The sequence below is a fragment of the Flavobacterium sp. genome (genome assembly GCF_027484705.1).
GTDB lineage: Bacteria > Bacteroidota > Bacteroidia > Flavobacteriales > Flavobacteriaceae > Flavobacterium.
The window spans coordinates 24781-44218 of sequence record NZ_JAIXSL010000010.1 but is presented as its reverse complement, the minus strand read 5'-3'; the positions used below and the strand labels follow the sequence as shown (position 1 = coordinate 44218).

Here is a 19438-nt window from a genome sequence, read left to right as displayed (position 1 = left end):
CTTCTTTAAAAATACGAAAGCCGTAATTTTAACCTTTAATTTTTGCCAAAAAAAAAGTCCCAACATACATTGGGACTTTCTATAATGCTCGAGACGAAGATTATCTTCTTTTGTCTCTGATTTTTGCTTTTTTACCGGTAAGTTCTCTGAAGTAGAAAATTCTAGCTCTACGAACATGACCTTTTTTGTTGATTTCGATTTTTTGCAAAGCAGGCAAGTTTACCGGGAAGATACGCTCTACTCCAATAGCACCTGACATTTTACGAATCGTGAAAGTTTCTGTATTTCCAGAACCTCTTCTTTGGATCACAACGCCTTTGAAAAACTGCGTTCTTGTTTTTTCACCCTCTTTGATTTCGTAGTACACTGTGATGGTATCACCAGCTCCGAAATCAGGGAAATCTTTTCTAGCTACTAATTCGTCCTGTACGAATTTTAATAAATCTGCCATGATAATTGTTTTAATGATGGTTTTAAACTCAGAGCAACATACACGGATTTCGCCAGAGGTTGGTCTAATGTGGGCGCAAAGATAAAAATTATTTTGAATTTTGAATGATGAATTTTGAATTATTTTACCCAGCATGTCCTACATTCAAAATTCAGCATTTAAAATTCATAATAGCTTAATCCTCAAGCAAATCAGGCCTTCTGTTTTTTGTGTGCTCATACGCCATTTCCTCGCGCCATTGTTCAATTTTGGCAAAGTGGCCGCTTGTCAAAACCTCAGGTACTTTCCAACCCTTATATTCCGCAGGCCGCGTATAAATCGGTGGTGACAATAATCCGTCTTGGAAACTATCCGTAAGGGCTGAAGTTTCGTCGCTTAATACGCCTGGAATCAAACGGATTAAGGCATCCGACAATACCAAAGCGCCCAATTCACCGCCGCTTAAAACATAATCGCCAATCGAAATTTCTTTCGTGATAAAATGATCGCGCACGCGTTGGTCCACGCCTTTATAATGCCCGCATAGAATAATGATATTTTTCAGCATCGACATCGTATTGGCCATTTTCTGGTCGAGCGTTTCCCCATCAGGCGTCATATAAATAATCTCGTCGTACTCACGCTCGCTTTTGAGATGCGTAATGCAAGCATCAATCGGCTGCACCATCATCACCATGCCCGCGCCACCGCCAAACGGATAATCATCCACACTTTTTTGTTTGTTGGTCGTATAGTCGCGTAAATTATGGATATGAACTTCGACCAAACCTTTGTCAATGGCGCGTTTCATAATCGAAACTTCAAACGGGCTGCGCAATAATTCGGGTAATACTGTGATAATATCAATTCTCATGGCGCAAAGGTACAAAGTTTTTGAAGTTTTTTTTAGGAGCTTGTTCCCGCTATCATTCCAATCTTTTTTGTTTTATTGACGTATTTGCGTAAATCATGCATTGACAAAAACAAAAAAGGATTTTCCCTTCTATCGGGGCTAGGGCTATTTCATAAATGAAAACATTTTAATTCAGTCAGATAAATATGAAGTAGGATAGCTGATTATTTTTTGATGAATTTTGCTGTAAATGCCTCATTATAAATGCTAATGATGCGAATAAAATATAACCCCGGCTCTAAAGAACTTATATCAAGGCTTTCATCTTCATTGCCAAATTCCGCTGTTATTTTTCCCAAAGAATCGTAAATGATGCTGTTGGCAATTTGGCCTTTGTGATTGATGTGAAGCATATTGGTAGCAGGGTTTGGGGAAATGAGATATGCTTCCTGTTTTGTCGGCTCATGTGTATCCAGCAAAATATTACAACTCAAAGATTGTTGGAGTGTACTGGCAAAGCTAAAAGTTCCAATTCCCAATTGTCCGCTTGCACTATTACCGATACCCCAAACACTGCTATCATTTTTTAAAAATAAAGCCTGATCAGAACTTACTGCAATGGCTCTAATATTTCCGTCAGGACCAGCAGGAACTGGAACCAAACTTTGTGCGACGTCGTTACCGATCATGCCCACGTTGTCTCCGGTTGCCATACAAGTCCCGTCGCTTTTTAAGAAATAAGAGCCATTGCTCGTAGGGCATGAAATTACTTTAATCACGCCAGTCAGATTGCTTACCGCTACAGGGTTTTTCCTGTTTATAACGGTATTGTCTCCCAATTGGCCATAATAGTTATTTCCTGCCGCCCATACCGTTCCGTCAGATTTTATAAAGAGTGAGTGTTCAGAGCCGGCCGCAATATCCACAACGTCAGTGATATTACATTGGTAAGGAATTATGCGCGAAGCCGAAATTCCATTGGCCAATTGACCTGAAGAACCAAGCCCGCATGCCCAAACTGTCCCGTCATTTTTAAGGAAAAGAGAATGGTAATTGCCTGCGGCAATTGCAGTTATTCCCGATAATGTAGGAATTTGTCGAATCACAGATGAACTTTCATTTGCTGTCGTGTAACCCAATTTTCCTTCAAAATTTCGCCCCATAGACCAGACAGTTCCATCATTTTTGAGTAATAAGGAATGACTTTCTCCGACTGAAATTGCAATAAATCCAGATGTTCCGGGAATAAGGATTGGAACTGGTCTATTGGTGAATGTGCCGTCGCCGAGTTGTCCGTAAAAATTTAGACCGCATCCCCAAATCCTTCCCTGATTGTCCAAAAAAAGATTACTGTTACTTCCGGCGGAAACTGAGATAATATTTGAAATATTGCCTGCAACCGTTACAGGCGTTGCATGACCGGTGCCGTCGCCGGTGCCTAATACGCCTTGATAATTCCATCCGCTGGATTGCGGAATGCCGCTTTCGCAAAGGAAAACACTGTGCCCCTGTCCAATGGCAATTACCTGAGCGTTGATGCAGAAACTGCTCATAAAAAAGAAAGAAAGAAGAATTCTCATGTGTAATTATTTGTGCCACAAGATAATTAAAAAATACTTTCTAAAAGTGCGACAAAAAAACGTGATTAAGTTATAAATTTGTGGCTTCAAATTAAAAAAAAATAAAACCATGGAAAACGGAATATACGCTAAATTCAACACCGCCAAAGGGTCGATTTTAGTAAAACTCACCCACGACTTAACACCGGGAACGGTCGGAAACTTCGTAGCACTTGCCGAAGGAAACCTCGAAAATAAAGCAAAACCGCAAGGAACGCCATACTACAACGGATTGAAATTCCACCGCGTCATTCCTGATTTCATGATTCAGGGCGGTTGTCCGCAAGGCATCGGAACCGGTGGTCCGGGTTACAACTTTGACGATGAGTTCCACAAAGATTTGCGTCATGATGCGCCGGGCGTTTTGTCTATGGCGAATTCGGGTCCGGGAAGCAACGGTTCTCAATTTTTCATCACACACATCGCAACACCATGGCTCGATGACAAACACACCGTTTTCGGAAATGTGGTTGAAGGACAAGATGTTGTTGACGCGATTGCACAAGGCGACGTGATTGATTCTGTTGAAATCATCCGCGAAGGCGACGAAGCCAAAGAATGGAACGCCGTGGAAGCTTTCAGAACTTTTGAAGGGTCGCGTGCCAAAAGAGAAGCCGCAGAACGCGAAGCTGCAGAAGCCGCAATGGAAAAACTCTCTGCGGGTTTCGAAAAAACGGAAAGCGGTTTGCGTTATAAAATGATCCAGAAAGGAAACGGGAAAAAAGCGGAAAATGGGAAAACGGTTTCTGTGCATTATTCAGGTTCTTTAGAAAACGGAAAGGTTTTCGATTCTTCCTACACCAGAAAGAAACCAATCGAATTTCCTTTAGGACAAGGCAACGTGATCGAAGGTTGGGACGAAGGCATCGCACTATTGCAGGTAGGTGATAAGGCGCGATTCGTCATTCCATCGCATTTGGGTTACGGTTCGCGTGGTGCCGGTGGTGTGATTCCACCTAATGCGACGTTGGTTTTCGATGTCGAATTGATGGATGTCAAATAAAGAACACAAAAAAAGCAACAAAATAACTTCCCGATAGTAAATTATTATCGGGATTTTTTATATTTGATTCACAAACATCAACAATATGAAACTAAAAATTTTAGGATTGGCAGTCATCGCAGCAGTAGTGTATTCTTGCGCTTCAAAATCAGCCGTAGCTTCATCGTCTCAGGCAAGCCCTGCGGCTCCCGAAACGCCAGCAACTCCAGCTGTTGCTATAGGAAAATCAATGGAAAAAGTGGCAGCACCCACGCCACCAAAAGATTCTAAAGGCAACATCGCAGCAGTGACTTCGGAATTGTCTGCCGGAAAAACTAATTATGAAAACAATTGCGCCAAATGCCACAAACTATTCGATCCAAGGGATTTCTCTAAAGCAGAATGGGCTCCGATTCTAGTAACAATGCAAAAGAAAGCACATTTAACCGACGCCGAAATGGCACCGATTACGAATTATATTTATACCCATTTATAATTTACAACTATTCTAATTGAAAAAGCATCCTGAATGAGGATGCTTTTTTTATTAAAGGTATTTATTTCAATTTTATTACTACTGCACTGAAAATCCGTCAGGCAATACCGCACCTTTTTTCACGACGATAATGCCATCTTTCACGGTATACAAATCCGTATTGACATCTGCTAAATGCGCACCTCCATTGAGTTTCACATCATTGCCAATCCTACAATTCTTATCGACGATAGTATAGTTGATGAAACATCTTTCGCCAATACCGACATTCATAATGTTGTTTAAACTGTTGGTCCGGATTTCCTCAAGGTTCTGATAATAATCATTTCCCATCAGGTAAGAATTGAAAATCGTCGAGCCATAACCAATGCGACTCCGGATGCCAATCACCGAATGTTCAATCGTCGCGGAATTGATGATGCAACCTTCCGCAATTACAGAGCGGTCAATGGTCGATGCGCCCGTAATTTTTGACGGCGGCAAAACCCTGGCACGCGTATAAATCTTGCTCGAATTGTCGAACAAATTAAACTTAGGAAGATCATCGGTCAATCCTAAATTCGCTTCAAAAAACGAATCGATGTTACCGATATCGGTCCAGTAGCCTTCATATTGGTAGCTTAGAATTTTATGTTTTCCAATCGCTTGAGGAATGATTTCCTTTCCGAAATCTTTGGTGTCGGGATTGTTCATGAGTTCAATCAGCAGCTCGCGGTTGAAGATATAAATCCCCATCGAAGCCAGATAATGCTTGCCTTCCGCTTTCATTTCATCGCTGACTTCAGAAGTCCATTGCGGTAATAAACTGGCTTCCGGTTTTTCTATAAATGAAGTGATCCAGTTTTCGGAATCGGTTTTTAAGATACCAAATTCCGGAGCTTCTTTAGCGGTCACGGGCAAAGTCGCAATCGAAATCGCGGCGCCGTTCTTATGATGCGCCTGGATCATTTCATTGAAATCCATCTGATACAACTGATCGCCAGATAGAATCAGCGCATAATCAAAATCGTGGTTTAAGAAATGTTGCATACATTGGCGCACGGCATCGGCGGTTCCCTGAAACCAACGCGGGTTATCAGGCGTTTGTTCGGCTGCAAGAATATCGACAAAAGCCGAACTGAAAGTGCTGAAATGGTAAGTGTTTTTGATGTGCTGGTTCAGCGAAGCCGAATTGAACTGCGTGAGTACGAACATGCGCTGTATCTGTGAGTTGATGCAATTCGAGATCGGAATATCCACCAAACGGTATTTTCCTGCAATCGGAACGGCAGGCTTCGAACGACTTTCGGTAAGCGGCGCCAATCGTGAGCCTTGTCCTCCGCCTAAAATGATCGCCAACGTAGATTTATTCATGATGTTAATTTTTTAAAGATTGGTATACTTCAATATATTGTGTCGCGACTTTGTCCCATGAATGGTCAATTTGTTGGACGGTTTTGCGCATTGCGTCGAATTTTTTAGCATCCTGAAACAATACAATCGCTCGTGAAATGGAATGCGTCACATCGAAAACGCTGGTTTCGTTATGGCAAATCCCAAAACCGCCGTCGCCCATATCAATCACGGTGTCACGCAAACCGCCGGTTCTTCTGACAATCGGAATGGTTCCGTAACGCAAAGCATACATTTGATTCAGGCCGCAAGGTTCCACACGCGAAGGCATCAAAAGGAAATCTGCGCCTGCATAAAGAATGTGCGCGAGTTTTTCATTATAACCGATGTAAGCATTGTAATTTCCGTGATAGAAATTTTGCAAGCCCGAAAGTTCCTTTTCCACATTCGGATCGCCCGAACCTAAAATCAGGATGTTAATTTCACCTTGATGCTGATGCAATGCGACGCTGCAAATCTGCGGCAATAAATCAGCTCCTTTTTCACCAACCAAACGACCAATAAATGTGAACAAAGGTTTGTCCGGATTAAGATTAAAATGCGAACACAAAAACGCTTTGTTTTCGGCTTTTCCTTTTTTGAAATCCTTGAGCGTATAATTTTTCGCGATCAGCGGATCGGTTTTGGTGTTCCAGACCTCAGTGTCGATACCGTTCAGGATTCCGAGAGATTTCGGGCGTTCCCAGCGCAAAAGATTTTCAAGTCCGTTGGCGTGGTTGCTGATTTCATCGAGATAACTCGGCGAAACCGTCGTCACTTTCCAGGCGCATTTGATCGCCGATGCTAAAGGATTGATCGTGCCGTTCCATTCGAGATAACCGATTTTAGACAAATCAAATTGTGGCAAATAATGCAACTTGTCGTAACCAAACCAACCTTGATATTGGCCATTGTGAATCGTCAAAAGTGTAGGTGTATTTCTTAAGTGCTGGTAATTGAAACAATGCTGCACCATAAAAGGAATCAAACCTGTGTGATGGTCATGGCAATGTAGAATGTCAGGATATTGGTTGGTTTCCACAAGCCAATTCAGAAAGGCAATCTGAAAAGAAAGAAAGCGTTCGGTGTCGTCTTCATATGAATAGACATTTGGGCGGTCGAACAATTCCGGAATGGCAATCTGGTATAATTCGAAGCCGAGTTTGTTGGTTTTCTCTTTGGCAATTGAATACGAAAACAGGAAATAACCTAATTTGAGCTGCCCTTGATGTACAATGTCATACTCATTTTCCTGAAAGAATTTATTGTTGTAAGCCGGCACGACGACTTTCGCATATTGTCCGGACTGGTTGAGGTATTTGGGTAAAGCTCCGACGACATCGGCTAAACCGCCTACTTTGGCTACGGGATAACATTCGGCGCTGAGGTGAAAAATTTCCATGCAGTAAGATAAAATCGATTTAAAAATCTAAATTTAGATAAAAAAATTGAACTTTGAAGTTCTTGACAATATTAAAGAATCATTAATTCAAATCAATTTCAATGGAACCAAACCAATTGCTCTGGCCAGAATTTGAAAAAGTAGACATGCGCGTGGGAACGATTCTCACGGTTGCAGATTTTCCGGAAGCGCAAAAACCTGCTTATCAAATCACTATCGATTTCGGAAGTGAAATCGGCATTAGGAAATCGTCGGCACAAATCACCAAACGTTACCAAAAAGAAGATCTGATTGGAAAGCAGATTGTGGCTGTGGTCAATTTCCCTAAAAAGCAAATCGGAAAGTTTATGAGCGAATGCCTGATTTTGGGTTCGGTCGGAGCCGCGAATGACATCGTATTGCTGACTTCAGACCTCAAAGTTGATAATGGGTTGCGGATTGGATAATTTGAGGTGCGTATAAGTTTAGCTTACGAATATAAGGTTCGACGCATTTAATGGGATATGACAAAATTTAATAGTACTAATTTCGTTATTAAAGTATACTTCTGGTAAACTGATGGTTTTTAAAGTATTGCCAGTCGAAAATTAAATTTATTTTTACAATATGAAGAAATCATTACTCCTTTTTTTTGCATTTTTCCTGATGCCATTGATGGGTTTTGGTTTTACATTTACTGCAACACCAACGCCGGAAAGCTGCACCGGAAACGGAACGCTTACTTTTACTGCTAGCAATATTGATCCGGCAGGAACGATTGTGTATGAAATTTATGAATTGCCCAATACAACAGTTCCTCTGGCAACGGTAACCACAAATGTTTATAACGGACTTTCCGCAGGCACCTACCGCATCATCGCCAAAGAAACGGTCGGGACAGCCGTCACTACGCAGCAACAGGACGTAACGATTGCCAATCAGGTGGTGCCTTTAGTATTTTCGGTTCAAAGTTTTAACCAAGCTTGTTCAAGCAATAGCAACATCTCTGTAAATATTACTTCGGGAATTGGTGTTTCTTATGAGATATTTTCCGGCCCGGTCACCTTCCCACCGCAAGCTACCAATACGTTTTCAGGATTGCCCGTGGGTGTTTATAGAATTAGAGTTTTTGACAATTGCGGCACTGGAGTGGTTTCCACTTTTACGGTTACTTTGAATCCCACCGGACTTACTATCGGGCCACCTAGTTTTACGAATGTAACGCCACCATCGTGCAGCCAATCCATAGCTAATCAAACCATTACACCAGCGACAGGAACCGTTATTGGTTATCCGTTGCAAATACAATTTGATGTTCATCCTCCGGGTGGGGCATCTACACAGACTTTCAACAGTACTTTAGCTACAGGCAATACCACCTCACAGACCATAACCCAATCCATTCCTACTTTTCCCAATCAGAATTACGATTATGATGTTACGATTACAGATTCTTGTGGTTCTGTTTTTACGCAGAATTTTCCGGTCAATCAAAATATTTCTTTAGCACCGCTGATCTACGATTTGAATTGTAATGCTTATTATTTCGAGTTGAAAGCCGAGAATTTCACGCCGCCTTATACACTTAATTTTATCAGCGCTCCAGCAGGTTTCAATCCCGTCAATTTTAATGCAGGCTATCCCGGGCCTTATTTGACCGATACAACTACTTTTGGTGGCGCTTCAGCCAATACCCCTGTGGGAAACTATCAAGTCAGTATTCAGGACGTATGCGGGCGATTGAATACGGTTCCGTTTACTATTGTTGCTTTTCCCGCTGCCGCTTCGGGAATAGGCGTCAATAATGGCTGCGGGACGAATACCGGGAAAATTTTTGTTTCGATTCCGGCTTATAAAGTAGTGACCGCTAGCGTTACAGGCGCTCCGGCTTCATATCCTTTTCCTTTACCGCATGATGTCACGGCTTCCGTGGATACGACTACAGGAATCCTGACTTTAGACCCTTTACCGCTTGGCGATTATGTGATTAGTACGACCAACAATTGCGGTGATTTGATGAATCCGGTGAACATCACAGTTCCGGTCTACGTCGATCAGGGGCTCACGAGCGATTTAAGACCGGGTTGCGATCTCACGAAAAGCTCCATAAAGATATCAAGCGCGAATACTGGATTGAGTTCCATAAGGATTACGGCAGCCCCAGCGGGTTTTCTTCCGGCGCTGCCTTACGACGGTACGGCCAATATTGCCACCGATGGTAGTTTCTACATGAGCCAGCTTCCCGAAGGCAGTTATACTTTTAACGCCACTGACCAATGCAATTTCACCAACACGATTTTGGTCACCATTACACGTGGTTATACTGTGACAACCAATTCCTATTCGCTGCAGGCCAATTGCGGCTCGTTTGATATTCCTTTGAACTTTGTCAGCAACGCGATTAATGAATCGTTTTGGCTGCAGAAATTGATCGATCCTGCGAACAACATTTGGGGGCATCCCAATACCGAAATCATTTATCCCGACAATACTGTTCCGGATAGTTCGAACAGTTATGCTTTGGTCAATAATGCTACGAATTACAATTTAATTTTTAACGGCACCTTTCGTATCGTGCACATCTTCAGTACTTATAACAACGGTGCCGATGTCAATAACGGAACCGTGGCTTCCATAGACAAACAATGTATTGAGCTATTGAGTCCGACGCTTTCGTTCAATCAGGTGCTTCAACTAAACAATGCTTACCGCATCCCTTGCAGCAGTAATGGCAATCTCGATGTGGTGATTGATGCCAACGGAAAGCCGCCGGTTCATTATACGATTATCGAGAAAGATGGTTTGCCTTTTAGTCTGGACAACTTCAATTCCAATATATTCTACAATCTGGCGCCCGGAAATTATACCTTTCAGATTGAAGACAGTTGCGGGTTTATCGTTAGTAGGCCTTTTGATGTCAATAGTTTGTTGTCGCTCGTTACGATTCCAAAACCGAACGATATGCCGAATTTACTGCAATGTCAGGATGTGATTACCAATAATGAAGTTTTCGATCTGACTACCCAGAATGCTACCATTTTAGGGACTCAAAATCCAGCCAATTTTACCTTAACTTATCATGAATCGTTGGCGGATGTTCAGAACAACGTCAACCCGATTTCAAACCTCACGACTTATAATCCAAATACGAATCCCAAAACGATTTTTGCGCGTTTGGTTTATAATCCGTTACCGAACTGTTATGAATCGACTTCTTTTGATTTGGTCGTAGGACAAAATCCGGTTTTGAATATTAATCCTACGTATTTGAGTTGTTTTTCGAATCCCGTCACGCTCGATGCTTCGCCGGGAAATTTACCGACAACGACTTATTTATGGTCTGACGGCTCTGCTAATCCGACGATTACGGTCACACAGCTTGGGGTAACCAATCTCAATGTAACGGCTACCAACGGCTACCGAACTGCAGGAAATTGCCCCAATTTCGCAACCATCGAAGTAACGATTTCCGATTTGCCGGTCATCGACCATTTTGAAACCAGCGACTGGACTGTCGATGAAAACAGCATCACGGTTTTTACTTCCAACAATGGTTCTTTTGAATATTCGTTGGATGGCATCAACTACCAAAACGAAAACACATTCACAAATTTGAAACCCGGCGTTTACACCATTTATGTGCAGGATAAGTTGGGCTGTGGTTTCACTAAAAAAGACATCTGGCTGTTGTATTACCCTAATTTCTTTACGCCGAATAATGATGCTTATAACGACACTTGGTTTATTGATAACGCTGGTTTTGAGCCTGATTTGACGGTTGCGATTTTTGACCGTTACGGCAAATTGATCAAATATCTGAATGCCAACGAAAGCTGGGACGGCACGTATAATGGGCATCAGGCCGTATCCACCGATTACTGGTTTTTGGTCACGCGGCAGGACGGCCGGACACACCGTGGTCATTTTACTTTAAAAAGATAGTTGCGTCAGGTATTTTCTCTATTTTTACTTCGATAAATAAAATTCTATGGATTTCTCAGCAAAAATGCTCCGCGACGACGCGCTCAAAGGAAAAGTAATTGTAGTTACCGGCGGCGGAAGCGGATTGGGCAAAGCGATGACCCAATATTTTTTAGAACTTGGCGCTAATGTAGCCATAACTTCCCGTGATCTTGAAAAACTAAAAAACACGGCACAAGAACTCGAAACCAAAACCGGCGGAACTTGTCTGCCGTTGGCTTGCGATGTACGCCATTACGACCAAGTAGAAAACATGTTGCAAGAAGTTTTAAAAGCTTTCGGTAAAGTCGATGTGTTGCTTAACAACGCGGCGGGGAATTTCATTTCACCTACAGAACGTTTGTCCGCAAACGCTTTTGATACCGTTATTGATATCGTGCTGAAAGGCTCCAAAAACTGCACGCTCGCTTTCGGAAAACACTGGATTGATACCAAACAGACTTCCGCGACGATTCTCAATATTGTCACTACTTATGCATTCACAGGTTCAGCTTATGTCGTTCCGAGTGCTACTGCGAAAGCCGGAGTTCTCGCAATGACAAGGAGTTTGGCGGTCGAGTGGGCGAAATACGGCATCCGTTCGAACGCGATTGCCCCGGGACCGTTTCCGACAAAAGGCGCGTGGGATCGATTGCTTCCGGGCGATTTGGCGGAGAAGTTCGATATGGCGAAAAAAGTGCCACTCAAAAGGGTAGGCGACCATCAGGAATTGGCGAACCTTGCGGCTTATCTGGTGTCTGATTTCTCGGCTTATATCAATGGGGAAGTCGTTGTGATTGATGGCGGCGAATGGCTCAAAGGCGCGGGACAGTTCAACCTATTGGAGCAGATTCCTGAGGAAATGTGGGACATGCTGGAGATGATGATTAAGGCGAAAAAAAATAATTGATAATTATTTTAGGAGCTGTTTCCGGCTATCCGTTACAATCTTTAGCGCTGAACAACAGCGCAAAAGGATTTCCGCTACTATCCGGGCTAGGGCAATTCGTAGTGTTAGATTTCCCTTTTTCGGGGCTAATTATCAATTATTAAGGACCAATTATCCATTAATCAGCTTATTAACTTTTGTTAACAAATAACCCTTGAAAAACCCATAATTAATTGTATTTTTACGGCTCAAAATTTGAAAAAATAAATGGGTAAAATCATTGCTATTGCCAACCAGAAAGGCGGTGTGGGAAAAACGACGACTTCGGTAAATTTGGCGGCTTCGTTGGGTGTTTTAGAAAAGAAAGTGTTGCTGATTGATGCCGATCCGCAGGCGAACGCGAGTTCGGGTCTGGGCATTGACATTGACAACGTGACCGTGGGAACCTACCAGATGCTCGAGCATAGCAATACGCCGCAGGAAGCCATTCTCAAAACTTCGGCACCGAATGTTTGGGTCATTCCGGCCCATATTGATTTGGTGGCGATTGAGATTGAACTTGTCGATAAGGAAAACCGCGAATACATGCTCAAACAGGCTTTAGCGAGTATCAAAGACGAATATGACTATATCCTTATTGATTGCGCGCCGTCGTTAGGATTGCTTACATTGAATGCTTTGACGGCTTCAGATTCTGTGATCATTCCAATTCAATGTGAATATTATGCGCTTGAAGGTTTGGGTAAATTGCTCAACACGATTAAGAGCGTCCAAAAAATACACAATCCAGAACTTGATATCGAAGGTTTGTTATTGACGATGTTCGATTCGAGGTTGCGTTTGTCAAACCAAGTGGTTGAGGAAGTGCAGAAACATTTTAACGACATGGTTTTTGAGACGATTATCCAGAGAAATGTCAAATTGAGCGAGGCGCCGAGTTTCGGGGAAAGCATCATCAATTACGACGCAACGAGCAAAGGCGCCACAAATTACTTGCACTTAGCCCAGGAAATTATTAAGAAAAATACGATTTAGATTTATGTCACAAGCAGTAAAAAAACAAGCATTGGGAAGAGGATTATCTGCCTTGTTGAAAGATCCTGAAAATAACATCCAGTCGGTCAACGATAAGAATGCTGACAAAGTGGTGGGCAATATCATCGAACTTGAAATTGACGCGATTGAAATCAATCCGTTCCAACCCAGAAGCAATTTCAACGAAGAATCCTTGCAGGAATTGGCGACTTCGATTCGTGAGTTGGGCGTGATTCAGCCGATTACCGTCAGAAAATTAGATTTCAATAAATACCAGTTGATTTCTGGCGAACGCCGTTTGCGCGCTTCCAAAATCAATAAAATGACTACGATTCCGGCTTACATCAGAATCGCCAATGATCAGGAATCGCTGGAAATGGCGCTCGTTGAAAATATCCAAAGACATGATCTTGATCCGATTGAGATTGCGCTTTCGTACCAACGTTTGATTGATGAAATCCAATTGACCCAAGAGCAAATGAGCGACCGCGTCGGAAAAAAACGTTCTACCATTGCGAATTACTTACGCCTTTTGAAACTCGATCCGATCATTCAGACCGGCATCCGCGATGGTTTTATCAGTATGGGTCACGGCCGCGCGATCATCAACATCGATGACCAAGACGTTCAGACCGATATCTACCAAAAAATCGTGAGCCAGAATCTATCGGTACGCGAAACGGAAGCTTTGGTCAAGAGTTATCAGGAAAGTCTTAAACCTGCCGCCAAGAAAGTAACCAAAACTGTTGCTTTTTCGATTGCTGAAGACGAAAAGAAAGCGATCGCGAATTATTTCGGCGCTAAAGTCGATGTGAAAATGGCGGGTAATGGCAAAGGAAAAATCTCGATTCCATTCCATTCCGAAGAGGACTTTCACAGAATCATCAAACTCATCAAAGGCTAAGTGCTGAGGTATATTGTCATACTGCTATTGTTGTTGCAATGCGGAAACCACACGGTTTTCAGTCAGGAGAAAGAGGCACCGCTACTGATTACCAAAGATTCTGTAAAAGATAAAGACATCAATCCTTTGGCGCCTGCAAAAGCGGCTTTTTATTCGGCCATTCTGCCAGGTTTGGGTCAAGCTTACAATAAAAAATACTGGAAAATTCCTCTGGTGTATGGTGCTTTGGGAGCAACACTATACTTCTACACCTCAAACAACAACAAATACCACGAATTCCGTGACGCCTATAAAGCCAGGTTAGCAGGAAATCCCGATCCGAAATACGATTATCTCGATGATTCGAGATTGATCCGGGCACAGCGTTTTTACAGAAGAAACCGCGACCTTTCGATGTTGCTGACTGTTGGTTTTTATGCCTTAAACATCATCGATGCCAATGTCGATGCGCATCTTGGGCAATTCAACGTCAATGATAATCTTTCCGTGCGTCCTGATTTGTATCCTGACGAACAATACAGAAAGCCGACTTTTGGCCTCGCCTTAAATTACACTTTCAAATGAAAATAGCGCTGCTCGGATACGGTAAAATGGGCCATGTGATTGAACGTGTGGCTTTATCGCGCGGGCATGAAATCGTTTTGCGCAAAACTAGCGAGAACACCTTTGAAGGTCTTGAAAAGGCTGACGTCGCGATTGATTTCAGTATTCCAGATGCGGCCGTGAGTAACATTTCGGCTTGTTTGCATACTAACGTACCGATTGTCTCCGGCACGACCGGTTGGCTTTCATCGTATGAGTCAATGGTAGCTTTGTGTAACGAAAAGAACGGCGCGTTTATTTACGGTTCGAATTTTAGTTTGGGCGTGAATATTTTTTTTGAATTGAATGCGCATTTGGCGAGAATCATGTCGAAATTCGATCAGTATAAAGTGTCGATGGAAGAGATTCACCATACGCAGAAACTCGATGCGCCAAGCGGAACGGCAATCACGTTGGCAGAAGATATCATCGCCAATTCGGACTATTCGGGTTGGGCTTTGGAACATGCAAAGGAAGATGAAGTTTTAATCGATGCCAAAAGAATTGAAAATGTTCCCGGAACGCACACCGTGGTTTACAATTCTGAAGTCGATGCGATTGAAATCAAACATACGGCACACAACCGCGAAGGTTTCGCATTAGGAGCCGTGCTTGCCGCAGAATGGCTTGTCGGCAAAACTGGCGTATTTACAATGAAAGATGTATTGGCATTAAAATAACAAATGAAATAAATTCAGACTTTACCGATAGCCATCTTAAAGTCTTATAATCTTACAATCTAAAAATCTACATTATGACACTATTGCAATGGTTTGTGTTTTTCCTGATTCTTCAAGTGGTTCATTTCATCGGAACCTGGAAAATGTATGAAGCGGCCGGCAGAAAACATTGGGAAGCAGCGGTTCCGGTATACAACGGAATTGTTTTGATGAAAATCATCAACCGCCCGACTTGGTATACCATTTTATTGTTTGTGCCGATTGTCAATCTGATTATGTTCCCGGTTGTTTGGGTCGAAACTTTGCGTTCTTTCGGGAAAAATACTACAACTGATACCATTTTAGCCATCGCTACTTTAGGATTATACGTGGCTTATGTCAACTACACACAACCTTTAAATCACATTCCGGACCGCAGTTTAGTGCCGACAAATAAAGGAGCTGATACCGTAAGTTCTTTATTGTTTGCGATTGTCGTAGCTACGATTGTGCATACTTATGTGATGCAGCCTTATACGATTCCGACTTCGTCTTTAGAGAAATCATTGTTGGTGGGCGACTTCCTTTTTGTGAGCAAATTCCATTACGGCGCGCGTGTGCCGATGACTACGGTTGCTATGCCGATGGTGCATGACACGATTCCGGTGTTACACAAAAAGTCTTACCTGAACAAGCCACAACTGCCATATTTCCGTTTTCCGGGCTTGCAGAAAATTGAGAAGAATGATATCGTCGTGTTCAACTGGCCGGTCGATACGGTTTACAAATTCTTCGATACTTCGAAAAGAAAAGCTGACAAACCCATCGATAAAAAATCGAATTACGTCAAAAGATGTCAGGGAACACCGGGCGATATGTTGCAGATAAAAGACGGCGTCGTGTTCATCAATGGAAAAGAACTTATTTTGCCTGAAAGAGCGAAACCTCAGTATTCTTATACCGTGACCACGAATGGTTCCTCGTTCGATCCTACATATATTCTGAAAGAACTTCACATTACCGATGGTGTCTATCAAATGTCAGCCAATACGTTCCTCTTTTCAGCCTTGACCACGGAATCAGCAGAGCGTTTAAAAAGCAATCCGATTGTCACCAATATTACCCGAAACATTTCACATGATCCGGAACCGGCAGTATTTCCGCAGGTTTCCAATGGATGGAACAAAGATAATTACGGCCCGATTTACATTCCTGAAGCCGGAAAAACTGTGCCTTTGAATGCACAGACCTTGCCTTTCTACAAAAGAATCATCACTGAGTATGAAGGTAACGACCTTAAAGTCAGCGGCGATGAAATCAGGATCAACGGAAAAATTGCCAATTCGTATACGTTCCAGCAAAATTACTACTGGATGATGGGCGACAACCGCCACAATTCCGAAGACAGTCGTTATTGGGGTTATGTTCCTGAAAATCATATTGTCGGGAAACCGGTGTTTATCTGGATGAGTTTGGATTCGCATGCGAGTGGTTTGGCCAAAATCCGTTGGGAGCGTTTGTTTACGACCGTTGGCGGTGAAGGACAACCGTATTCGTACTTCAAATTTTTCCTGATTGCTTTGGCGGCTTATTTCGGCATTACGTTCTTTTTGAACAAACGCAGAGAATCAAATAGCTAGTAAGAATTTGTTTATTTGATTTGAATACGATGAACATCTTAATCCATCCAACCTATTTTCCATCGATCAGTCATTTCGTTGCCATGGCGCAGGCGGATTCAATTACTATGGAAATGGAAGATAATTTTCAGAAGCAAACCAACCGCAATCGGACGATGATTTACAGTCCGAACGGCATCCAACTTTTGAATATTCCTATAAAACATACCAAAGAAAAGCATCAGAAAACCAAAGAAGTCAAACTAGAAACCGCTTTCGATTGGCAAAAACAACATTTCAAATCGCTTGAAGCAGCTTACAGAACTTCGCCATTTTTTGAATATTTTGAAGATGCAATCACCCCGATTTTCACCAAGAAACATACGTTCATGATGGATTTGAATTTTGAAACCATCGAAATTGTTTCGAAATGTTTGGGGATGCCTTTTCAATACCATCAAACTCAGGAATATTTTCATGAAGTGACCGATTTCACGGATTTCAGAAACCTCGCCAACGGTAAAAAAGATACTTCGGTTTTCGAACCTTACACGCAGGTTTTCGGCGATAAGCATGGTTTTCTGAACAATCTAAGCATTTTGGATTTGCTTTTTAATGAAGGCCGTTTTGCGCTCGATTACTTAAAAAACCAAACACTCTAATTACTCCACAATCTCAAGCCGCGTCATGATCGGATAATGATCGGAATTGACAAAGTCTGGGAAACTCTCGAAACTTTTGACTTTCATCTTGCTGTCGGCAAAAATATAGTCAATCCGCGCCGGATAGTATTTGAAATTGTAGGTGTTGCCAAAACCGCTTCCGGCTTCTTCAAAGGTGTCGTTAAGTTTTCCTTTGATGCTTCTGTATACATACGAATACGGACTGTTGTTCATGTCACCGCAAATAATCACAGGGAAATCACAACGGTTTTTATGGTTCATCACGATCTCGGCCTGCTGTTGCTGTTTCCTGAAAGCAAGGCTGATGCGGTTGAACACCAACTGCGATTTTTCCTGATTGATCTCGTCGATGTTTTCGGAAATCTCATTGACGTCGGGTGAAATCTTGATTGATTGCAACTGCATATTGTACACGCGGATGATGTCTTTTCCTTTCTTGATATCGGCAAAAATGGCATTGTTGTTCGATTTTGGGAATACGAGTTGGCCTTCATCAATAATCGGGAATTTCGAGAAGATTGCGAGTCCGGTTTTGATTTTGTTACCGTGCATGAAAATGTAGCGGTAAGGATAGACTTTCAAGTCGATTTGTGCCGCGGCAGAATATTCCTGGATGCATAGAATATCAGGATTTTTGTCGTTGATAAAAGTTTTGATGTACGACACGACATCAGTATCAGGAAGCCAATTGAACAAATTGAACAACCGTACATTATAACTCATCACGACGAAATCCTGATCGCTTTTGGGTAAGTCGACGGCGGAAAATTTATAGAATTTGTTGATGAAAGTGATGCCCATCAGCAAAACCAATCCCGACAAAAGAATCTGTTTTTTGAATTGGATTAACCAATAGATAAAAAACAGTCCGTTCAGAATCAGGAACAACGGTAAAATCAAGGTAAGTACAGACAACAACGGAAACAATTTTGGCGCAAGAAACGGCAGCACATAAGCCAGAAATGTCAATACAGTCAACACTATATTGAACAGAAACATGCCTTTATTGAACCATGATAGTTTCTTCATTATTGTTTTCCGGCTTTAAACAAAAATTCCTTTTCTTCTTTGGTGAGGCTGTCGTAACCTGATTTACTGATCTTGTCTAAAATCTCATCGATTTGTTGTTGCGTCTTGTCTTTTGTTACGATTTTGGATACTTTTCCGGTAGGTTTTGAGTTGTAATTTCGGTGTACTTTCTTAAACGGTGTTGCTTTTTTGGGAGCGGTCACATTTGAAACTCCGTCCAAAACAAACGAAACTATTTTACTCAGATCGGTGCCGTTCTGCAACAGTTTGATGTATAAGAATCCGAAGAAAGCGCCCGCCAAATGCGCGATATGACCGCCTGTATTTTCAGTAAAAATCTGAATCAGGTCGAGCAATAGAATCACAAACGTGAATTGCCACAACTTGACATTCCCGATGAGCAGCAACCTTAAATTCATAAAAGGCGAATAAGTAGCCGTAGCGACTAAAATTGCCATAATCGCACCCGAAGCGCCGACAATGGCAGAACTACTTCCGGGACTTAAAAGATTATAGATGAGAGTGAAAGCCAGTCCGGCGAAAATACCGCTGAGCAAATACAAACCTAACAATTGTTTTTGGGTGAAGAACGTCAGGAAAATCCGCCCGGCGAAATTCAATACGATCATATTGAACAGCAAGTGGAAAAATCCCGCGTGGAAAAAGAAATATGTGAGGAATGTCCACGGTTTGTATAACGCTTCCATGCCGTTGGAAGACAACGCAATCCAATTCGGAAAATCGAAGAAACCCAACCGGAATTGGTAGAAAAACAAAATCGACAACAAGAAGACGCCACAATTCCAGTAGATGAGTTTTTGTTCAAAACCACCCATTTTATATTGCAACTTTAAATCGTCTAAGAGATTCATTTTTTTAGATTGTAAGATTGTAAGACTTCAAGATTATAAGATACGTCGCGTTTTACTTTTCGGATTCTGGCTCA

The 19438-nt window shown here is 42.2% G+C and carries 18 protein-coding genes; 11 read left to right on the top strand and 7 right to left on the bottom strand.

Going from position 1 to position 19438, the window contains the following annotated elements; genetic code table 11:
- Positions 1-100: 100 nt before the first annotated feature.
- From rplS to Q0058_RS05465, 3 genes are all read right to left on the bottom strand, one after another.
- A complete protein-coding gene (gene rplS / locus Q0058_RS05475) occupies positions 101-451 on the bottom strand; it encodes a 50S ribosomal protein L19 (protein ID WP_298221737.1) in 351 nt (116 codons plus the stop codon).
- A 175-nt stretch (positions 452-626) separates the two neighbouring features.
- Positions 627-1304: a tRNA (guanosine(37)-N1)-methyltransferase TrmD gene (gene trmD, locus Q0058_RS05470; protein WP_298221736.1), complete on the bottom strand. Its 678-nt coding sequence runs from the start codon at positions 1302-1304 to the stop codon at positions 627-629.
- Positions 1305-1507: 203 nt separating this feature from the next.
- The gene (locus Q0058_RS05465) at positions 1508-2863 is read right to left on the bottom strand and encodes a T9SS type A sorting domain-containing protein (RefSeq protein WP_298221735.1); all 1356 of its coding nucleotides are present in this window, start codon (positions 2861-2863) and stop codon (positions 1508-1510) included.
- A 109-nt stretch (positions 2864-2972) separates the two neighbouring features.
- On the opposite strand from Q0058_RS05465, the gene Q0058_RS05460 reads away from it, so the two are divergent.
- Positions 2973-3905, top strand: a complete 933-nt coding sequence (locus tag Q0058_RS05460; protein WP_298221734.1) for a peptidylprolyl isomerase — start codon at positions 2973-2975, stop codon at positions 3903-3905.
- A gap of 85 nt (positions 3906-3990) precedes the next feature.
- Positions 3991-4380 carry a cytochrome c gene (locus Q0058_RS05455; protein WP_298221733.1) on the top strand — a complete coding sequence of 130 codons (390 nt, stop codon included), beginning with the start codon at positions 3991-3993 and terminating at the stop codon, positions 4378-4380.
- Between the two features lie 78 nt (positions 4381-4458).
- Here Q0058_RS05455 and Q0058_RS05450 read toward each other — a convergent pair whose 3' ends face one another.
- Positions 4459-5733 (bottom strand): glucose-1-phosphate adenylyltransferase, encoded by a 1275-nt coding sequence (locus Q0058_RS05450; protein WP_298221732.1) that lies wholly within the window; start codon positions 5731-5733, stop codon positions 4459-4461.
- A 4-nt stretch (positions 5734-5737) separates the two neighbouring features.
- Positions 5738-7153 carry a glycogen/starch synthase gene (locus Q0058_RS05445; RefSeq protein WP_298221731.1) on the bottom strand — a complete coding sequence of 472 codons (1416 nt, stop codon included), beginning with the start codon at positions 7151-7153 and terminating at the stop codon, positions 5738-5740.
- Between the two features lie 101 nt (positions 7154-7254).
- Here Q0058_RS05445 and Q0058_RS05440 point away from each other — a divergent pair, with 101 nt between their 5' ends.
- The 9 genes from Q0058_RS05440 (at position 7255) to Q0058_RS05400 (ending at position 17442) form a co-directional block, all read left to right on the top strand.
- Complete coding sequence (locus Q0058_RS05440; protein WP_298221730.1) at positions 7255-7599, top strand: tRNA-binding protein; 345 nt, start codon at positions 7255-7257, stop codon at positions 7597-7599.
- Between the two features lie 160 nt (positions 7600-7759).
- Entirely contained in the window at positions 7760-11074 is a 3315-nt protein-coding gene (locus Q0058_RS05435) for a T9SS type B sorting domain-containing protein (RefSeq protein WP_298221729.1), read from the top strand.
- A 46-nt stretch (positions 11075-11120) separates the two neighbouring features.
- Entirely contained in the window at positions 11121-12002 is an 882-nt protein-coding gene (locus tag Q0058_RS05430; protein ID WP_298221728.1) for an SDR family oxidoreductase, read from the top strand.
- 246 nt (positions 12003-12248) lie between these two features.
- Complete coding sequence (locus tag Q0058_RS05425) at positions 12249-13016, top strand: AAA family ATPase (protein ID WP_298221727.1); 768 nt, start codon at positions 12249-12251, stop codon at positions 13014-13016.
- A 4-nt stretch (positions 13017-13020) separates the two neighbouring features.
- Positions 13021-13920 carry a ParB/RepB/Spo0J family partition protein gene (locus Q0058_RS05420; protein ID WP_298221726.1) on the top strand — a complete coding sequence of 300 codons (900 nt, stop codon included), beginning with the start codon at positions 13021-13023 and terminating at the stop codon, positions 13918-13920.
- A complete protein-coding gene (locus tag Q0058_RS05415; protein WP_298221725.1) occupies positions 13921-14484 on the top strand; it encodes a DUF5683 domain-containing protein in 564 nt (187 codons plus the stop codon).
- Positions 14481-15182, top strand: coding sequence for a 4-hydroxy-tetrahydrodipicolinate reductase (gene dapB / locus Q0058_RS05410; protein ID WP_298221724.1), 702 nt, complete (start codon positions 14481-14483; stop codon positions 15180-15182). Before Q0058_RS05415 ends, dapB begins: the two co-directional genes overlap by 4 nt.
- 74 nt (positions 15183-15256) lie before the next feature.
- Complete coding sequence (lepB, locus tag Q0058_RS05405) at positions 15257-16801, top strand: signal peptidase I (protein ID WP_298221723.1); 1545 nt, start codon at positions 15257-15259, stop codon at positions 16799-16801.
- A gap of 29 nt (positions 16802-16830) precedes the next feature.
- Positions 16831-17442: a WbqC family protein gene (locus tag Q0058_RS05400; protein WP_298221722.1), complete on the top strand. Its 612-nt coding sequence runs from the start codon at positions 16831-16833 to the stop codon at positions 17440-17442.
- Here Q0058_RS05400 and Q0058_RS05395 read toward each other — a convergent pair whose 3' ends face one another.
- Entirely contained in the window at positions 17443-18492 is a 1050-nt protein-coding gene (locus Q0058_RS05395; protein ID WP_298221721.1) for an endonuclease/exonuclease/phosphatase family protein, read from the bottom strand.
- Positions 18492-19364, bottom strand: coding sequence for a rhomboid family intramembrane serine protease (locus Q0058_RS05390; protein ID WP_298221720.1), 873 nt, complete (start codon positions 19362-19364; stop codon positions 18492-18494). Before Q0058_RS05390 ends, Q0058_RS05395 begins: the two co-directional genes overlap by 1 nt.
- Positions 19365-19438: the final 74 nt, after the last annotated feature.

What these genes read in the sequence shown, in the direction of transcription:
- rplS (WP_298221737.1), bottom strand. Translation starts at nt 451, where the DNA reads ATGGCAGATTTATTAAAATTCGTACAGGACGAATTAGTAGCTAGAAAA.
- trmD (WP_298221736.1), bottom strand. Translation starts at nt 1,304, where the DNA reads ATGAGAATTGATATTATCACAGTATTACCCGAATTATTGCGCAGCCCG.
- Q0058_RS05465 (WP_298221735.1), bottom strand. Translation starts at nt 2,863, where the DNA reads ATGAGAATTCTTCTTTCTTTCTTTTTTATGAGCAGTTTCTGCATCAAC.
- Q0058_RS05460 (WP_298221734.1), top strand. Translation starts at nt 2,973, where the DNA reads ATGGAAAACGGAATATACGCTAAATTCAACACCGCCAAAGGGTCGATT.
- Q0058_RS05455 (WP_298221733.1), top strand. Translation starts at nt 3,991, where the DNA reads ATGAAACTAAAAATTTTAGGATTGGCAGTCATCGCAGCAGTAGTGTAT.
- Q0058_RS05450 (WP_298221732.1), bottom strand. Translation starts at nt 5,733, where the DNA reads ATGAATAAATCTACGTTGGCGATCATTTTAGGCGGAGGACAAGGCTCA.
- Q0058_RS05445 (WP_298221731.1), bottom strand. Translation starts at nt 7,153, where the DNA reads ATGGAAATTTTTCACCTCAGCGCCGAATGTTATCCCGTAGCCAAAGTA.
- Q0058_RS05440 (WP_298221730.1), top strand. Translation starts at nt 7,255, where the DNA reads ATGGAACCAAACCAATTGCTCTGGCCAGAATTTGAAAAAGTAGACATG.
- Q0058_RS05435 (WP_298221729.1), top strand. Translation starts at nt 7,760, where the DNA reads ATGAAGAAATCATTACTCCTTTTTTTTGCATTTTTCCTGATGCCATTG.
- Q0058_RS05430 (WP_298221728.1), top strand. Translation starts at nt 11,121, where the DNA reads ATGGATTTCTCAGCAAAAATGCTCCGCGACGACGCGCTCAAAGGAAAA.
- Q0058_RS05425 (WP_298221727.1), top strand. Translation starts at nt 12,249, where the DNA reads ATGGGTAAAATCATTGCTATTGCCAACCAGAAAGGCGGTGTGGGAAAA.
- Q0058_RS05420 (WP_298221726.1), top strand. Translation starts at nt 13,021, where the DNA reads ATGTCACAAGCAGTAAAAAAACAAGCATTGGGAAGAGGATTATCTGCC.
- dapB (WP_298221724.1), top strand. Translation starts at nt 14,481, where the DNA reads ATGAAAATAGCGCTGCTCGGATACGGTAAAATGGGCCATGTGATTGAA.
- lepB (WP_298221723.1), top strand. Translation starts at nt 15,257, where the DNA reads ATGACACTATTGCAATGGTTTGTGTTTTTCCTGATTCTTCAAGTGGTT.
- Q0058_RS05400 (WP_298221722.1), top strand. Translation starts at nt 16,831, where the DNA reads ATGAACATCTTAATCCATCCAACCTATTTTCCATCGATCAGTCATTTC.
- Q0058_RS05395 (WP_298221721.1), bottom strand. Translation starts at nt 18,492, where the DNA reads ATGAAGAAACTATCATGGTTCAATAAAGGCATGTTTCTGTTCAATATA.
- Q0058_RS05390 (WP_298221720.1), bottom strand. Translation starts at nt 19,364, where the DNA reads ATGAATCTCTTAGACGATTTAAAGTTGCAATATAAAATGGGTGGTTTT.